Annotated in this window: 10 protein-coding genes; 5 read left to right on the top strand and 5 right to left on the bottom strand. The window is 65.0% G+C overall.

What is annotated here, in order from left to right:
* Nucleotides 1-70 precede the first annotated feature (70 nt).
* A complete protein-coding gene (locus IQ16_RS05590) occupies nt 71-1,471 on the bottom strand; it encodes a CoA transferase (RefSeq protein WP_018647988.1) in 1,401 nt (466 codons plus the stop codon).
* A 53-nt stretch (nt 1,472-1,524) separates the two neighbouring features.
* On the opposite strand from IQ16_RS05590, the gene IQ16_RS05585 reads away from it, so the two are divergent.
* Together IQ16_RS05585 and IQ16_RS05580 are read left to right on the top strand one after the other, a co-directional pair.
* Complete coding sequence (locus IQ16_RS05585) at nt 1,525-1,812, top strand: hypothetical protein (protein WP_018647989.1); 288 nt, start codon at nt 1,525-1,527, stop codon at nt 1,810-1,812.
* A 177-nt stretch (nt 1,813-1,989) separates the two neighbouring features.
* Nucleotides 1,990-2,760: an SDR family NAD(P)-dependent oxidoreductase gene (locus IQ16_RS05580; RefSeq protein WP_018647990.1), complete on the top strand. Its 771-nt coding sequence runs from the start codon at nt 1,990-1,992 to the stop codon at nt 2,758-2,760.
* Between the two features lie 294 nt (nt 2,761-3,054).
* Here the strand turns inward: IQ16_RS05580 and IQ16_RS05575 are convergent, their stop codons facing one another.
* The 3 genes from IQ16_RS05575 to IQ16_RS05565 are packed head-to-tail and all read right to left on the bottom strand — an operon-like array spanning nt 3,055 to nt 8,805.
* Nucleotides 3,055-6,510 carry an error-prone DNA polymerase gene (locus tag IQ16_RS05575; RefSeq protein WP_018647991.1) on the bottom strand — a complete coding sequence of 1,152 codons (3,456 nt, stop codon included), beginning with the start codon at nt 6,508-6,510 and terminating at the stop codon, nt 3,055-3,057.
* On the bottom strand, nt 6,507-8,102 hold the full coding sequence (locus IQ16_RS05570) for a Y-family DNA polymerase (protein WP_018647992.1): 1,596 nt from the start codon (nt 8,100-8,102) through the stop codon (nt 6,507-6,509). The genes IQ16_RS05575 and IQ16_RS05570 overlap by 4 nt, the downstream gene beginning before the upstream one ends.
* Nucleotides 7,999-8,805 (bottom strand): ImuA family protein, encoded by an 807-nt coding sequence (locus IQ16_RS05565; RefSeq protein WP_018647993.1) that lies wholly within the window; start codon nt 8,803-8,805, stop codon nt 7,999-8,001. Before IQ16_RS05565 ends, IQ16_RS05570 begins: the two co-directional genes overlap by 104 nt.
* 161 nt (nt 8,806-8,966) lie before the next feature.
* Here IQ16_RS05565 and IQ16_RS05560 point away from each other — a divergent pair, with 161 nt between their 5' ends.
* The 3 genes from IQ16_RS05560 to IQ16_RS05550 all read left to right on the top strand — a co-directional run bounded on the left by IQ16_RS05560 (nt 8,967) and on the right by IQ16_RS05550 (nt 13,371).
* Complete coding sequence (locus IQ16_RS05560) at nt 8,967-10,202, top strand: putative DNA modification/repair radical SAM protein (RefSeq protein WP_018647994.1); 1,236 nt, start codon at nt 8,967-8,969, stop codon at nt 10,200-10,202.
* Nucleotides 10,202-11,644, top strand: coding sequence for a UdgX family uracil-DNA binding protein (locus IQ16_RS05555; RefSeq protein ID WP_018647995.1), 1,443 nt, complete (start codon nt 10,202-10,204; stop codon nt 11,642-11,644). The genes IQ16_RS05560 and IQ16_RS05555 overlap by 1 nt, the downstream gene beginning before the upstream one ends.
* Nucleotides 11,645-11,742: 98 nt before the next feature.
* Entirely contained in the window at nt 11,743-13,371 is a 1,629-nt protein-coding gene (locus IQ16_RS05550) for an inorganic phosphate transporter (RefSeq protein WP_018647996.1), read from the top strand.
* 156 nt (nt 13,372-13,527) lie between these two features.
* Here the strand turns inward: IQ16_RS05550 and IQ16_RS05545 are convergent, their stop codons facing one another.
* On the bottom strand, nt 13,528-14,700 hold the full coding sequence (locus tag IQ16_RS05545; protein ID WP_018647997.1) for a M20 aminoacylase family protein: 1,173 nt from the start codon (nt 14,698-14,700) through the stop codon (nt 13,528-13,530).
* Nucleotides 14,701-14,832: the final 132 nt, after the last annotated feature.

Raw genomic sequence — 14,832 nt, 5'->3', positions numbered from 1 at the left:
TTCAAACAACCTAAAAAACGCTTCGCGCCTTTCCGTTTGCGTTAAAATTTTGCGACGCGTCAGCCCCACGTCAGTTTCGGGCCGGCCACTGTGCCGAATGACTGCCGAGCGGCATCGCCGGACGGCTCCATTGCGCCGGCGTCTTGGACAGCAGTGCCGAATGCTGCACCGCCTTCAATGTGCCGAAGCCAGATGGCATGGGCTCGATGAACGCCGTATGTACAGCCTCACCCGTAAGATCCGGGGTGTTCAGTCCGCCGCCGAGCCGGCCGAGATTCCTCAACCACCGGCCGGTCTGCGCCAACGATACGCGGACGTGCCAGCTGCCGCCTTCGCGCGCCTGGCGTGCCTTGGCCATCATCGCGCCGAACGCCATCAGATAGCCGGTGGCGTGATCGAGCATCTGCGCCGGCAATTCCTTGGGACCGTGGATGCCGGCGGCCTGTCCCTCGGCATGGTTGAAACCGGTCGTGGTCTGCACCAGCGAGTCGAAACCGCGCCGCTCGGCCCAGGGGCCGGCATGGCCATAGGCTGACAGCGTGACGTAGACGATGCCGGGACTGATCGTAGCGACCTCTTCAGGCGCAAAGCCGAGGGCGGCGAGCGCGCGCGGGCGATAGCCCTGCGAGAAGATGTCGGCGTCAGTGAGCAGCGCGCGCAATTGCGCCCTGCCCGCCGCGCTCTTGAGCTCGATGAAGGTGGTGAGCTTGCCGCGGCCGGTATCGATGGTGAGCCAGGGAATGGCCGGCAGCTCGGGCCCGGATACCAGCAGCACGTCCGCACCGTGCGCGGCGAGCGTGCGTCCTGCGACGGGGCCCGCGATGACGCGAGAGAGATCGAGCACGCGCAGGCCCGAGAGTGGACGATCGCCTTTCGGCCACGGCCTTGGCGGGGCCTCGCCGATCTTCTCGATCGAGAGCAGCGGCAACTCCGCGAGCACACGCGCCTGCGGCAGCGCCGACCATTCGTCGTGAGAGCGCATCAGCGCGACAACGCCGCCCGCGGCGTAAGCCGCAGTCTCGAAATCCTCGCCCTTCCACAGCATCAGCGCAGCTTGCACTTTCTCGCGCTCCGCTTCGCAGCCGAGCACCTTGCAGACGGCCTCGCGGTGATGCGGGAAATTGGTGTGACAGCGGACGAAGCGGCCATCGCCGGTCCTGTAGACGCCGGCGATGGCATCCCAGGCCGGCGGCGGTGGCTTGTCGTCGAGGCGCAGATAGCGCTCGGAACGGCATTCGGCGACGGCGTGGCGCATGTCGACGGTGACATTTTGCGCCTCGCCGCTGCGCAAGCGCCAGATTTCGGCCGCTGCGAGGCCGGCGGCAGCGATCGTGGCTTGTCCGGCAACGGCGACACGAAATGAGGACGGGATTTGCGGCTCGACCCCGGTCAGGTGCACGCGGTCGAGCGCGGCCGCGTCACCACCGGCAGAGGTCCAGATATCCCTAAGAATATCGGCGGGGCTTTGCATGACCCTTCTCTCCCTTTAGCCTTCAGCATCCTATTAGCACATAAGGAAATGCAATGGCCGCCATCGACCCTCTCACCGCAGGTGCCGTGTTCATCGCAACGGCGGCCACAGACGCGGTGTATGTCATGTTCACCTCGGCCGTGATCGCGCGCAAGCGCATGTCAGCGGCGAACTGGAGCGCCGTCTGGTACATGCTCTCCTCCTACGCCGTGATCAGCTACACCGAGAACCCGTTCTATGTCGCTTTCGCTGCAATCGGCTCATGGGCCGGCGCCTACGCCTCGCTGACCTTCCTGCACCGGCCGCCCGGCGGCCCGCCAGTTGGGGCGTCGCCGGAGTGAGGGGGGCCCCGCCTCTCTCCACGTCATTGCGAGGAGCCCTTGCGACGAAGCAATCCAGACTGTTTCCGCAGATGCATTTCTGGATTGCTTCGCTGCGCCCGCAATGACGATGTGGAGGCTTCTGCGGGTCTTCTGAAACAGTTACACTCATTGCACCAACAACAAGGAAAACCAACAATGGATCTCGGTCTCAAAGGCAAGAACGCCATCGTGCTCGGCGGCACGCGCGGCATTGGGCGCGCGATTGCGGCGACGCTGGCCGGTGAAGGCAGCAATGTCGCGGTGTGCGCGCGCAACGCGGATCAGGTCGCGGCAACCGTCGCGGAGTTGAAGGCGAGCGGAATCCGTGCCTCTGGCAGCCCGGTCGATGTGACCGACGGCGCGGCGCTGAAAAGCTGGATCGAGACTGCCGCGAAGGATCTCGGCGGCATCGACATGCTGTTCTCCAATGCCGGCGCGATGGCGCAGGGCGGCGATCCCGCGTCCTGGGAGCAGAATTTCCGGCTCGACGTGCTCGGTGCCGTGCACGCCTTCGACGCCGCGCGGCCGTTTCTCGAGACAAGTGGCGCGAGCAGCGGCGATGCGGCCTTCGTGATCATCTCGTCGATCTCCGCGGCGCAGGCGGACACGGCGAGCTCCTACGGCCCGATCAAGGCCGCGCTGATCCACATGGCCAAGGGACTGGCGCGGCAACATGCGAAGAAGAAGATCCGCGTGAATGTCGTGTCGCCCGGCACCGTCTATTTCAAGGGCGGCGTCTGGGAGATGGTCGAGAAGAACATGCCCGAGCGTTACCAGGACGCGATGAAGCGCAATCCGACAGGCCGCATGGCGACGCCGCAGGAGATCGCCAGCGCGGCGGTGTTTCTGGCGAGCCCGGTGTCGGGGTTCACGACGGGGTCGAACCTCGTCGTGGACGGCGCGATTTCGAACCGGGTGAATTTCTAACAGGGCACACTGTCATCATCCGCGAAGGCGGATGATCCAGTATCCCAGAAGCAGCGCGGCTTGAACCGAAAAGCCGCGGCGTACTGGATACCCCGCCTTCGCGGGGTATGACGACTGAGGGTGAGGCGCGGTCTCAACCCGTCATCCTGAGGCGCGAGTGATGGGGCGCGACGCGCCCCATCGGGAGCCTCGAAGGATGCACGGCCCCGATGCAGCCGGGCCGTCGCCCTTCGAGGGCCGCTGGAGAAGCGGCCACCTCAGGGTGACGGTGTGAGATCTGTCGGCGGGATTCACTCAATGAAAATCCCGCGACGGTGGCAGGATACGGACGTTGCGGGGGTGGCGGATTTTTTGGGCTGGCATGTCCGCGAGGGCGCGGGGGTCTTCGTTGAGCGGCTCGACCACGGTGGCACCTGCCGACATCGGATGCTTGCCGCTGAGCGCATCGTTGGCGAGCCCCACCAGATCGTGCGAGCGGTCGATCATGCGCTGGGCGATGAGGTGCGTCACCTTTTCGGGACTGCTCTGGATGTAGCCCTGAACCTCGATGAGGCGCGCGCCCATCACCTCTTTGCGGTACTGCTCCATGATCTTGGGCCAGACCACGACATTGGCGATGCCGGTTTCGTCCTCCAGTGTCATGAACACGACGCCGCTGGCGCTGCCCGGCCGTTGCCGCACCAGGACCACGCCGGCGCAGCGGACGCGGCGCCGCTCGTTCTCATGGCTGATCTCCTTGCAGGCGACGACGCGCTCGCGCGTAAACATCTCGCGCAAGAATTCCATCGGATGGCCCTTCAGCGACAGCCGGATGGTCTGGTAGTCCGCGACCACCTGCTCGGAGCGCGGCATCACGGGCAGCGGTTGTGCGTGTTCGTCCGGCTGCTCGCGCGCGGTCGCCGCCTCGAACAGCGGCAGCGGCACGTCGTCGGGCAGCCGCCGCACCTGCCACAGCGCCTCGCGGCGGTCGAGCCCGAGCGAGCGGAACGCATCGGCATCGGCCAGCAGGATCAGCGCGCGCTTGGGCAGGCCAGTGTCGCGGGCGAAATCCTCCAGCGAGGTGAAGGGACGGCGGTTGCGGGCCGCGATAATGCGGTCGGCCCAGTCTTCTCTCTTGTCATTCCGGGGCGTCGCGCCAGCGACGAGCCCGGAATCCATTCCTCCAGGCGTATGCGGCTCGATGGATTCCGGGCTCGCGCCTTTCGGCGCGCCCCGGAATGACAGTTGGGAGCGTTTCAGCCGCTCTTCATCCTCATCCAGCCAATGGAAGCCGTCAATCTGGCGGAAGCCGAGGCGCACGGCGCAATACTTTCCATCCGTATTTTCCAGCGTGTTCTGCGCAAAGCTGAAGGACACGTCGATGTCGCGGATCTCGACACCGTTCTTGCGGGCATCGCCGACGATCTGCGCTGGGGCGTAAAACCCCATCGGCTGCGAGTTCAGGAGGCCGCAGCAGAAGGCGTCGGGATGGTAATGCTTCAGCCACGACGAAATGTAGACCAGTTGCGCGAAGCTTGCGGCATGGCTCTCCGGAAAACCGTAGGAGCCAAAACCCTTGATCTGGTCAAAGCAGCTTCTGGCAAAGTTGGGATCGTAGCCGCGCGCCACCATGTTGCCGATCAGCTTCTCCTCGTATTGACCGATGGTGCCGACATTGCGGAAGGTCGCCATCGAGCGGCGCAGGCCGTTGGCTTCCTCGGACGTAAAATGTGCGGCCTCGATCGCGATCCGCATCGCCTGCTCCTGGAACAGCGGAACGCCCAAGGTTTTGTGCAGCACATTGTAAAGCTCGTCCTTGTCGCCTTGGTCCGGCGACGGAGACGGATAGCTCACCTTCTCGAGCCCATTTCGCCGCCGCAAATAAGGATGCACCATGTCGCCCTGGATCGGACCCGGCCGCACGATCGCAACTTCGATGACGAGATCGTAGAAGGTCCGCGGCTTCAACCGGGGCAGCATGTTCATCTGCGCGCGGCTCTCGACCTGGAACACGCCCAGCGACTCCCCGGCGCACAGCATGTCGTAAACCCTGGGGTCATCCTGCGGGACACTCGCCAGAACCCAACGCTTGCCCTTGTGCAGATCGATCAGGTCAAAACATTTCCTGATGCAGGTCAGCATGCCCAGCGCGAGCACGTCGACCTTCATCATGCTGAGCGTGTCGACGTCGTCCTTGTCCCATTCGATGAAGGTGCGGTCGTCCATCGCGGCGTTGCCGATCGGCACATAGGTGTCGAGCCGGTCCTGGGTCAGCACATAACCGCCGACATGCTGGGAGAGATGGCGTGGGAATTCGATCAGCTCAGTCGCAAGCTCGACCGCGAGGTTGATCATCGGGTTTTGCGGATCGAGCCCGGCCTGCCTGACCTGCATGTCGTTGAGGCCCTTGCCCCAGCTACCCCAGACGGTATCGGCGAGCGCAGCGGTGACGTCCTCGGTCAGACCCAGCGCCTTGCCGACATCACGGATGGCACTGCGCGGGCGGTAGTGGATGACGGTGGCGATGATCGCGGCGCGGTGGCGGCCATAGCGGCGATAGACATATTGCATCACCTCCTCGCGCCGCGAATGCTCGAAATCGACGTCGATGTCGGGCGGCTCCAGCCGCTCCTTGGAGATGAAGCGCTCGAACAGCAGGTCGACCTTGGTCGGGTCGACCGAGGTGATGCCGAGCACGTAGCAGACGGCCGAATTCGCCGCCGAGCCGCGGCCCTGGCACAGGATGTTCTGGCTGCGCGCATAGTGGACGATGTCGTGCACGGTGAGGAAATAGTGCGCGTATTTCAGCTCGGCGATCAGCGCGAGCTCTTTCTTCAGCGTGGCACGCAGCTTGTCGTCGATCTCGCCGCCGAAGTATTTGTCGACGCCCGCCCAGGTCAGGTCCTCCAGATGCCCCTGCGCGGTCTTGCCCGGCGGCACCGGCTCGTCCGGATATTGATATTTGAGCTGATCTAGCGAGAAGTCGATCCTGTCCGCAAACCGCATGGTCTCCGCGATGGCGTCGGGGAAATCGCGGAACAGCCGCGCCATCTCGCGGGGTTCCTTCAGGAAGCGCTCGGCATTGGCCTCGAGCTTCCGCCCGACCGCCTCGATCGTGGTCTTCTCCCGGATGCAGGTCAGCACGTCCTGCAGCGGACGGCGGTCGGGGTCGTGATAGAGCACCTCGTTGGTCGCGAGCAGCGGCACCTTTGCCTTGGCGGCGAGATCGTCGAGCCGCGCCAGGCGCCGCCGGTCGTCGCCGCGATAGAGCAGGCTCGCCGCCAGCCACACACCCTCGGCGCGGCTGGCTTTGAGCTTGGCGAGGACATCCAGCGCCTGCGTCGGCTCGAAGCGATGCGGTAGCGTCAACACCAGGAGCTGGCCTTGCGAAAACTCCAGGAGGTCAGAGAAAGTGAGATGGCACTCGCCCTTCTCGATCCGCGTGATGTCGTCGCCGCGCTTGCCCCGGGTGAGGAGCTGGCAGAGCCGGCCATAGGCCGCGCGATCGCGCGGATAGACCAGAATGTCGGGTGTGCCGTCGATGAAAACGATGCGCACGCCGATCAGCAGTTTTGGCTTGTGCAGCACCTTGTCATTGTCGAGCTCCTTGTAGGCCCGCACCACGCCGGCGAGCGTGTTGTGATCGGCAATGCCGATCACCGGAATTCCCAAAGCGCTCGCCTGATGCACATAGGCGCGCGGATCCGAGCCGCCGCGCAGGAAGGAGAAATTCGTGGTGATGCCGATCTCGGCATAGGCGGACGTAATCATGCGAAGAGACCGTGCACATACCAGCCGGGAGACGCGGGCTTGCCGTCACCGTCGAACACCTCTCCCTCGTAAAGACCGTCGCGAAAGATCCAGAAGCGCAGGCCCTCGGCATCCTCGATGCGGAAATAATCCCGCGTCAGCTGCTTGCCGTCCTGCCGCCACCATTCCATGGCGATGCGCTCGGGCCCTTCCACTCGCACCACCGCATGCAGCGCACGCCGCCAGGTGAATTGGTGCGGCGGGCCGTCGGGCACGGTCGCGAACGGCACCTTGATCGGCTCCGGCTTGTCGAACAGCCGCAAGGGACGCAGCGGCGGCTCGCTCTCGGTGCGAACAGGCCATTCGGCCTGCATGGCGGCGGCGAGATGATGCTGCGCAGGCGCGGCTAGTACCGCGCTTTCGGGGATATGGGTATCCTCAGGCAGGTGCACGACGACGCGTTTTCCCCCGATGCGCGCGGCGATGCGATCGATCAAAGCGGCGAGCTCGTCATTGTCGTGGACATGGGCGTCGAGGTCGCGCTGTTCCTGCACCACGATCTCGGTGCGGCTCGCCGACAGGCGCACCATGTCGAAGCCGAACCCGGGATCCAAGGGATCGGCGAGCGCATCGAGACGCTCGCGGAACAGGCGGTCGATCACCGCGCTTCGCGTCACCGGACGCCCGGTCTCGACCATGATCGCGCGCACCGCACCGTCGGTGCGGAAGAAGGCGGCTTCCAGCCGCCGCGCGCCCTTGCCCTGCTTCTCCATGGACGCGATCAGCGTGTCCGCAAGCCGCGATAGCGTCATCGCGATCATGGTATCGGTCGCGATCGGCTCGGCAAAGCGCTTCTCGACGATGTAATCGGGCAGCGGCTTGCGCGGATTGATCGGCGCATCGCCCTGCCCCAGCGCATGCGCGAGCAAAGTCGAAAACCGCGCACCGAACCGTGCCGTGATCTCGGAGGGGCTGCGCGAGGCGACATCGCCGATGGTCTTCAGGCCGGCACGGCGCAGGCCGGTGGTGATGGCCTCGCCCGCACCGAGCGCGGACACCGGAAACCGGTCGATCGCCGCCCCCTCCCCGCCATCGGCCACGATGGTGCCGGATGCCTGCCGTGTCAGCGTGCGCGCGCAAATCGAAGTGCCGGCGATCGCCGCGCTGACGGCAAAGCCCTGACGTGCGAGAGCACGAACCAGTGTCTGCAACAGTGCCGCTTCGCCGCCGAACAGATGCGCGCAACCGGTGATGTCGAGAAACAGCCCATGCGGCGGATCGAGCGCCACCAGCGGCGTGAAGCGGTCGCACCAGTCGGCGATGTCACTGAGCGTCTTGGCATCGGCCACGACATCGGCGTCGAACACTTTCAGGTCCGGGCACATCGCCCGCGCATTGGCGAGCGGCTGGCCGATGTACAGGCCGAGACGCTCGGCGGTTTCGTCGACCGCATGGATCACCAGCGCATTGTTGTTCTTGATGACGACAATGCTCGGCTCATGATTGGCCTTACCCAGCCCGGCGCTGTTGAAGAACCGCTGGATCCGGTCGATGGGCAGGCGCGGCAGCCACAGGCTGAGAATACGTCGAGGGTTCACTGAACTGGCACTCATCACAATTCCATTCCATGATCCACCGGCCGCACGGGCCATGACGATTGCGCAAGAGCTCGGCATCGAAGCGCGGCGCGCCCCAGGCGCTCCAAGGCGCCGCAGGCATTGAAGCTGAGCCCGGCGGCGAATGCGCCGCGCGCAGCATCCATCGCGTCTCCGCGGTCGAAGGCAGCGGCTGGGCGGCCATGCGCAGCATCAGACCGGTGACGCCGGAGCCTTGCGCAGCCAGCGTCAGCTTGCGGCTCGCCACGAGATCGAACTGCCTGATATCGCCCCAGAGCTCGAGCACGACGGCGCCGAGCGCATCGCAGGCGAGCGCATCGGCCGAGGTGCGCAGCGCACTCTCGACATCGGCGGCGCGCACCATCACCACGCGGCGCGGATCGAGGCCGAGCTCGACGAGCCCGCTCATCGACAGCGCGCCGGCCTCGACTTCCGAAAAATCCTGCCGCACCCACAGCAGCGGCCGGCGCGCTGAGACACGCCCCGCAAGCCCCATGACGAAGCCGGTCGCGGCCGCGCCCTGGCGCCCTTCGCAAAACACCTCGTGGACCGCCGCGCGCGCGAGCCCGCCCTTCAGCACGCGATCGATTTCGCCGTGGCCGAGCGCGACGCGGTCGTGCTGATGCACGACCTCCGCCGTCTCGATGCGCTCGATCTGGCCGCGCAAGGTCGCAAGCGCGCTTGTCCGTGCGCCGCTCATGCTCGCCGCTCCTCAGGAATTTGATGCCGTGGTCTTCAAAAGAAGAACCAACGGCTGGCTCATTTGTTCATGATATGTTCTAATATAAAGCTAACGGCGGCCGAAGAGTCAATCGAATTGGCGGGCCAGGGATTCATGAGCTGAATCAAAGGGATTCCAGGATGGACGTACAACGCAAGCTGGAGATTCTGGCGGATGCCGCCAAATACGACGCGTCTTGCGCCTCCAGCGGCACCGAGACGCGGGATTCCAGTGACGGCAAGGGCATGGGCTCGACCGCGCCCGGCATGGGCATCTGCCATTCCTACGCGCCGGACGGACGCTGCATCTCCTTGCTCAAGGTGCTGCTGACCAACGCCTGCAATTACGATTGCCTCTATTGCGTCAACCGCGCCTCCTCCAACGTGCCGCGCGCCCGCTTCACCATCGAGGAGGTGGTCAAGCTGACGCTCGACTTCTACCGGCGCAATTACATCGAGGGCCTGTTCCTCTCTTCCGGCATCATCCGCAGCCCCGATTACACCATGGAGCAGGTGGTCAGCGTCGCGCGAAAGCTGCGCGAGGAGCATCACTTCCGCGGCTATATCCACCTCAAGACCATTCCCGAGGCCGACGACGGCCTGATCGCGGAAGCCGGCAAATATGCCGATCGTCTCTCCATCAACATCGAGATGCCGCAGGAGACGAGCCTTAAGCAATTCGCGCCCGAGAAGGACGTCCACGCGATCCGCCGCACCATGGGCCGGCTGCGGCTGAAGCTCGACGAGGCCGAGGAAGATCGCAGCGCGAAGACAAAGGCAAAACCGCAGCGCTTCGCGCCGGCCGGCCAGAGCACGCAGATGATCGTCGGCGCCGATAGCGCCTCCGATCACACCATTCTCCACACCAGCGCCAATCTCTACGGCTCATACAAGTTGAGGCGCGTCTACTACTCCGCCTTCAGCCCGATCCCCGATGCGAGCCGCGCTTTGCCTCTGGTACAGCCACCGCTGCTGCGCGAGCACCGGCTCTACCAGGCCGACTGGCTGATGCGGTTCTACGGTTTTGATGTCGGCGAGATCGTCGACGACAGCGCCATGCTGCCGCTGGACATCGATCCAAAGCTCGCCTGGGCGCTGCGCCATCGCGACCGCTTCCCGCTGGACGTCAACCGCGCCAGCCGCGAGGAGCTGCTGCGCGTGCCGGGCTTCGGCACCAAGGCGGTCGAACGCATCATCGCAACGCGGCGCACCACCACGATCCGCCTCGCCGATCTCGCGCGGCTGCACGTGCCCCGCAACAAGGCGCTGCCGTTCATCGTCCTCAGCGATCACCGTCCCTCACCACATCGGCTCGACGCTGCCGGGCTGATCGAACGATTCAAGCCGAAGGCAACGCAACTGGGATTTGGCTTCTGATGCAGTACATTACCCTCGATACCGAAACCGATTTCGACGGCTGGCGCCAAGCCGCGCGTAGCCTCGTGCTTCACCACGTGCAGCCCAGCGATGTCACCTGGACCGTGAAAGGCGGCGAAGCGGAGTTGTTTGCACTGCCCGCGCCGTCTCCGATCCTCGAGGTGAACGACGGCACCTTCAACGTGTCAGCAAAATTCGTCGAGCTCGCCAAGGCCGCCATCCTGCACCGCGATGGCGAGCGTTTTGCGGTCCTCTATCGCCTGCTGTTCCGACTGAAGGACAACCACGATCTCATCGAGGTCGCGACCGATCCTGACGTCGCGCAGGTGACGGCGATGGCAAGAGCCGTCCATCGCGACGAGCACAAGATGCACGCCTTCGTGCGCTTCCGCGAAATCGGAAGGGAACGCGCAGCGCATTACGTCGCCTGGTTCGAGCCGGAGCATCACATCGTCGAGCTCGCAGCCCCGTTCTTCGCCAAGCGCTTTGCCGACATGCCCTGGTCGATCCTCACCCCCGATCTGTGCGCGCATTGGGACGGCCATGCGCTCTCGTTCACATCAGGTGTCAGCAAGAGCGAAGCGCCCGGCGAAGACCGGCTGGAGGAAACCTGGCGGCGCTATTATGCCAGCATCTTCAATCCGGCCCGGCTCAAGGTGAAGGCGATGCAGACCGAGATGCCGAAGAAATACTGGAGGAACCTGCCCGAGGCTTCGATCATTAAGCCCTTGATCGAGGATGCCGAGCGCATGACCGGCGCCATGATCGCCCATGCCGCAACCGATCCGCACAAGCCTCAGAAGCGGCCGGAGGCTCCGATGACACGCAAAACTGCTGCCGACGATCTCGAAGCGCTCCGCGAGGAAGCCGCTCATTGCCGCGCCTGCCATCTCTACAAGGACGCGACGCAGACCGTGTTCGGCGAGGGTCCGAAGAACGCCAATATCATGCTGGTCGGCGAGCAGCCCGGCGACAAGGAAGACCTCGCCGGCCACCCCTTCGTCGGCCCGGCCGGCCAGATGCTCGACCGCGCGCTGGAGGAGGCCGGCGTCGACCGCAAGAAGGTCTATGTCACCAACGCCGTGAAGCACTTCAAATTCGTGCCGCGCGGCAAGATCCGCCTGCACCAGAAGCCGAATACGCCGGAGATCCGGGCGTGCCGGCAATGGTATGAGCGGGAAGTTTCGGCACTCCAGCCCGACCTCATCGTCGCGATGGGCGCGACCGCCGCGCAGAGCGTGTTCGGCAAGATCACGCCTATCGGCAAGAACCGCGGCCGGCTGATCGACCTTCCCGACGGCCGCAAGGCGCTGGTGACGGTGCACCCGTCCTATCTGCTGCGGCTGCCCGATCCGGAGGCCAAGGTGCTGGAATATCAGCGCTTTGTCGAAGACCTGAAGATCGCCGCCAGCCTGCAGAGGAAATCTGCGCGCGCCGCCTAAATACTGGCGGGAAAACGCTTTTCAACCACCGCTTGTCATCCAGCCTTCAAATCCATCGCGGACAATACCCTTACCTGAAAGTTAAGGGACGTCCTGACATGACCGATGTAGCATTCGACCGCGCGGTAGCCGATCCCGCGCCGATCCAGCCGGCCTCGCGGCCAAATCTCGACAAGGGCTTCAACCCGCTGACGATGATCCTGTTCTTCGGCATCCTCGCCGCGGGCCTGCTGTTCGTCGCCTACAGCATCTATATCGACGTCAACGCGACCGGCACGCGCGTGACGACCTTCCTGCCCTACATCCTGTTGTTCGTCGCGCTGCTGATCGCGCTCGGCTTCGAATTCGTCAACGGCTTCCACGACACCGCCAACGCGGTGGCGACCGTGATCTACACCCACTCACTGCCGGCCGAAGTCGCCGTGATGTGGTCCGGCTTCTTCAACTTCCTCGGCGTGCTCCTGTCCTCCGGCGCCGTCGCCTTCGGCATCGTCTCGCTGCTGCCGGTCGAGCTGATCCTCCAGGTCGGCTCCAGCGCCGGCTTCGCCATGGTGTTCGCGCTGCTGATCGCGGCGATCCTGTGGAATCTCGGCACCTGGTTCTTCGGCCTGCCCGCCTCCTCCTCGCACACGCTGATCGGCTCGATCATCGGCGTCGGCATCGCCAACGCAGTCATGCGCGGCCGCGACGGAACCTCGGGCGTGGATTGGACCAAAGCCACCGAGATCGGCTACGCGCTGCTGCTGTCGCCGCTGTTCGGCTTCATCTGCGCCGCCGTGCTGCTGCTGCTGCTCAAGTTCATCGTGCGCAACCCGGCCCTGTACTCTGCGCCCGAGGGCAACAAGGCCCCGCCGCTCTGGATCCGCGGGCTGCTGATCGCCACCTGCACCGGCGTCAGCTTCGCGCACGGCTCGAACGACGGCCAGAAGGGCATGGGCCTGATCATGCTGATCCTGATCGGCACCGTGCCGACCGCCTACGCACTCAACCGCGCGCTGCCGGAATCCCAGGTCGCCCAGTTCCAGAAGACCTCGGAAGCCGCCTCGAAGGTGATCTCGGCGAAAGGCGCCGGCCACAGCATCATCGGCGATCCCCGTCCGGCGGTGACGCAGTACATCACGCTGCGCCACATCAACGAGGGCACCTATCCCTCGCTCGCCGTGCTGGTGAAGGACGTCGGCGACCAGGTTGCCAAGTACGGTTCGCTGAACAAGGTCCCGGCGGAAGCCGTCGGCAACACCCGCAACGACATGTACATGACGTCGGAAGCGATCCGCTTCCTGATGAAGGACAAGGAGAACGATCTCAACAAGGAGGAGATCGCGACCCTCAACGCCTACAAGAGCTCGCTCGACTCTGCCACGAAGTTCATCCCGAACTGGGTGAAGATCGCGGTCGCCATCGCGCTCGGCCTCGGCACCATGATCGGCTGGAAGCGCATCGTCATCACCGTCGGTGAGAAGATCGGCAAGTCCCATCTCACCTACGCGCAGGGCGCCTCGGCCGAGCTCGTGGCCGCGGCCACCATCGGCGCCGCCGACGTGTTCGGCCTGCCGGTCTCGACCACGCATGTGCTGTCGTCGGGCGTCGCGGGGACCATGGCCGCGAACGGTTCCGGCCTGCAATGGTCGACGATCCGCAACCTGCTGATGGCCTGGGTGCTGACGCTGCCCTGCGCGATCATGCTGTCCGCCACGCTCTACGTGATCTTCTCGCGGATCTTCTGAGTTCCTCTCCCTCTCCCCGTTCTTACGGGGAGAGGGTTGGGGTGAGGGGCTGCTTCCGCGATCACAGTGAGAGACGGACTCGCGGAGAGTCCCCCTCACCCGATCGCTTACGCGATCGACCTCTCCCCGCAAGCGGGGCGAGGTGAACAAGAGACCTTAAGACGCCGCCAGCTGTTCCTCGACCAGCTTCACCCAGTAGGACGTGCCGAACACGATCGCCTCGTCGTTGAAATTGTAGGCGGGGTGATGCAGGCCGGCGCTGTCGCCGTTGCCACAGAAGATGAAGGCGCCGGGGCGCGCTTCCAGCATGTAGGCGAAATCCTCGCCGCCCATCAGCGGCGGCATCTCGTGCACGTTGGCATCGCCTGCGACCTGCTTGGCAATACCCCGCGCCACCTCGGTCTCGGCGGCGTGGTTGTTCACGACGGGATAATTGCGCTTGTAGTGCAGGTCGATCTTGGCGCCGGTGATCTGCGCCACGCCCGCCACCACCTCGTGCACGCGCTTCTCGACCAGCTTGCGCACCTCCGGCGACAGCGTCCGGATGGTGCCCCGCAGCGTCGCGGTCTGCGGAATGACGTTGCGGGCGTTGCCGGCGTGGAATTCGCAGATCGAGATCACCGCCGATTCCAGCGGATCGACGCTACGCGCCACGATCGACTGCAGCGCCGTGATCACCTGCGCGCCGACCAGCACGGAATCGATGCATTTGTGCGGGCGCGCGGCATGGCCGCCGAGACCCTCGATCATGATGTCGACCTCGTCGGTCGCCGCCATGATCGGCCCCTGCCGGATCGCGAACGAGCCGATCGGGATGCCCGGACCGTTGTGCATGCCGTAGACCTGCTCGATGCCGAAGCGTTCCATCAGGCCGTCCTTGACCATGGCCGCGCCGCCGGCGCCGCCCTCCTCGGCGGGCTGGAAGATCACGATCGCATCGCCGGCGAAGTTGCGGGTCTCGGCGAGATAGCGGGCGGCACCAAGCAGCATCGCGGTGTGGCCGTCATGGCCGCAGGCGTGCATCTTGCCCGGGGTCTTGGAGGCGTAAGGCAGGTTGGTCTGCTCCTCGACCGGCAGCGCGTCCATGTCGGCGCGCAGGCCGATCACCTTGAGCCCCTCGCCGGCCGGCTTGCTGCCCTTGATCACGCCGACCACGCCGGTCTGGCCAAGGCCGGTCACGACCTCGTCGCAGCCGAACTCGCGCAGCCGGTCCGCCACGAATGCTGCGGTGCGGTGGACGTCATACAGCAGCTCGGGGTGCTGGTGGATGTCCCGGCGCCAGGCCTGAATATCGGGTTGGAGGTCGGCGACACGGTTCACGATGGGCATGGAGGGTCTCGAGCTTTGTTGGGAATACAGGACTGTCTACCATGCAAGCGTCAGTCCACCCAACTCCCTGCGATCGGGGTCTGGCCCTGACGAACAGACATGGCCGGGCTTGTCCCGGTCGGGCGGGTCTGC

Source organism: Bradyrhizobium huanghuaihaiense, assembly GCF_007830635.1.
In the GTDB taxonomy this organism is placed as follows: Bacteria; Pseudomonadota; Alphaproteobacteria; order Rhizobiales; family Xanthobacteraceae; genus Bradyrhizobium; species Bradyrhizobium huanghuaihaiense.
Note: the sequence above shows the minus strand (reverse complement) of the source record. Positions and strands in the feature narration are given on the sequence as shown.

What these genes read in the sequence shown, in the direction of transcription:
- IQ16_RS05590 (WP_018647988.1), bottom strand. Translation starts at nt 1,471, where the DNA reads ATGCAAAGCCCCGCCGATATTCTTAGGGATATCTGGACCTCTGCCGGT.
- IQ16_RS05585 (WP_018647989.1), top strand. Translation starts at nt 1,525, where the DNA reads ATGGCCGCCATCGACCCTCTCACCGCAGGTGCCGTGTTCATCGCAACG.
- IQ16_RS05580 (WP_018647990.1), top strand. Translation starts at nt 1,990, where the DNA reads ATGGATCTCGGTCTCAAAGGCAAGAACGCCATCGTGCTCGGCGGCACG.
- IQ16_RS05575 (WP_018647991.1), bottom strand. Translation starts at nt 6,510, where the DNA reads ATGATTACGTCCGCCTATGCCGAGATCGGCATCACCACGAATTTCTCC.
- IQ16_RS05570 (WP_018647992.1), bottom strand. Translation starts at nt 8,102, where the DNA reads ATGAGTGCCAGTTCAGTGAACCCTCGACGTATTCTCAGCCTGTGGCTG.
- IQ16_RS05565 (WP_018647993.1), bottom strand. Translation starts at nt 8,805, where the DNA reads ATGAGCGGCGCACGGACAAGCGCGCTTGCGACCTTGCGCGGCCAGATC.
- IQ16_RS05560 (WP_018647994.1), top strand. Translation starts at nt 8,967, where the DNA reads ATGGACGTACAACGCAAGCTGGAGATTCTGGCGGATGCCGCCAAATAC.
- IQ16_RS05555 (WP_018647995.1), top strand. Translation starts at nt 10,202, where the DNA reads ATGCAGTACATTACCCTCGATACCGAAACCGATTTCGACGGCTGGCGC.
- IQ16_RS05550 (WP_018647996.1), top strand. Translation starts at nt 11,743, where the DNA reads ATGACCGATGTAGCATTCGACCGCGCGGTAGCCGATCCCGCGCCGATC.
- IQ16_RS05545 (WP_018647997.1), bottom strand. Translation starts at nt 14,700, where the DNA reads ATGCCCATCGTGAACCGTGTCGCCGACCTCCAACCCGATATTCAGGCC.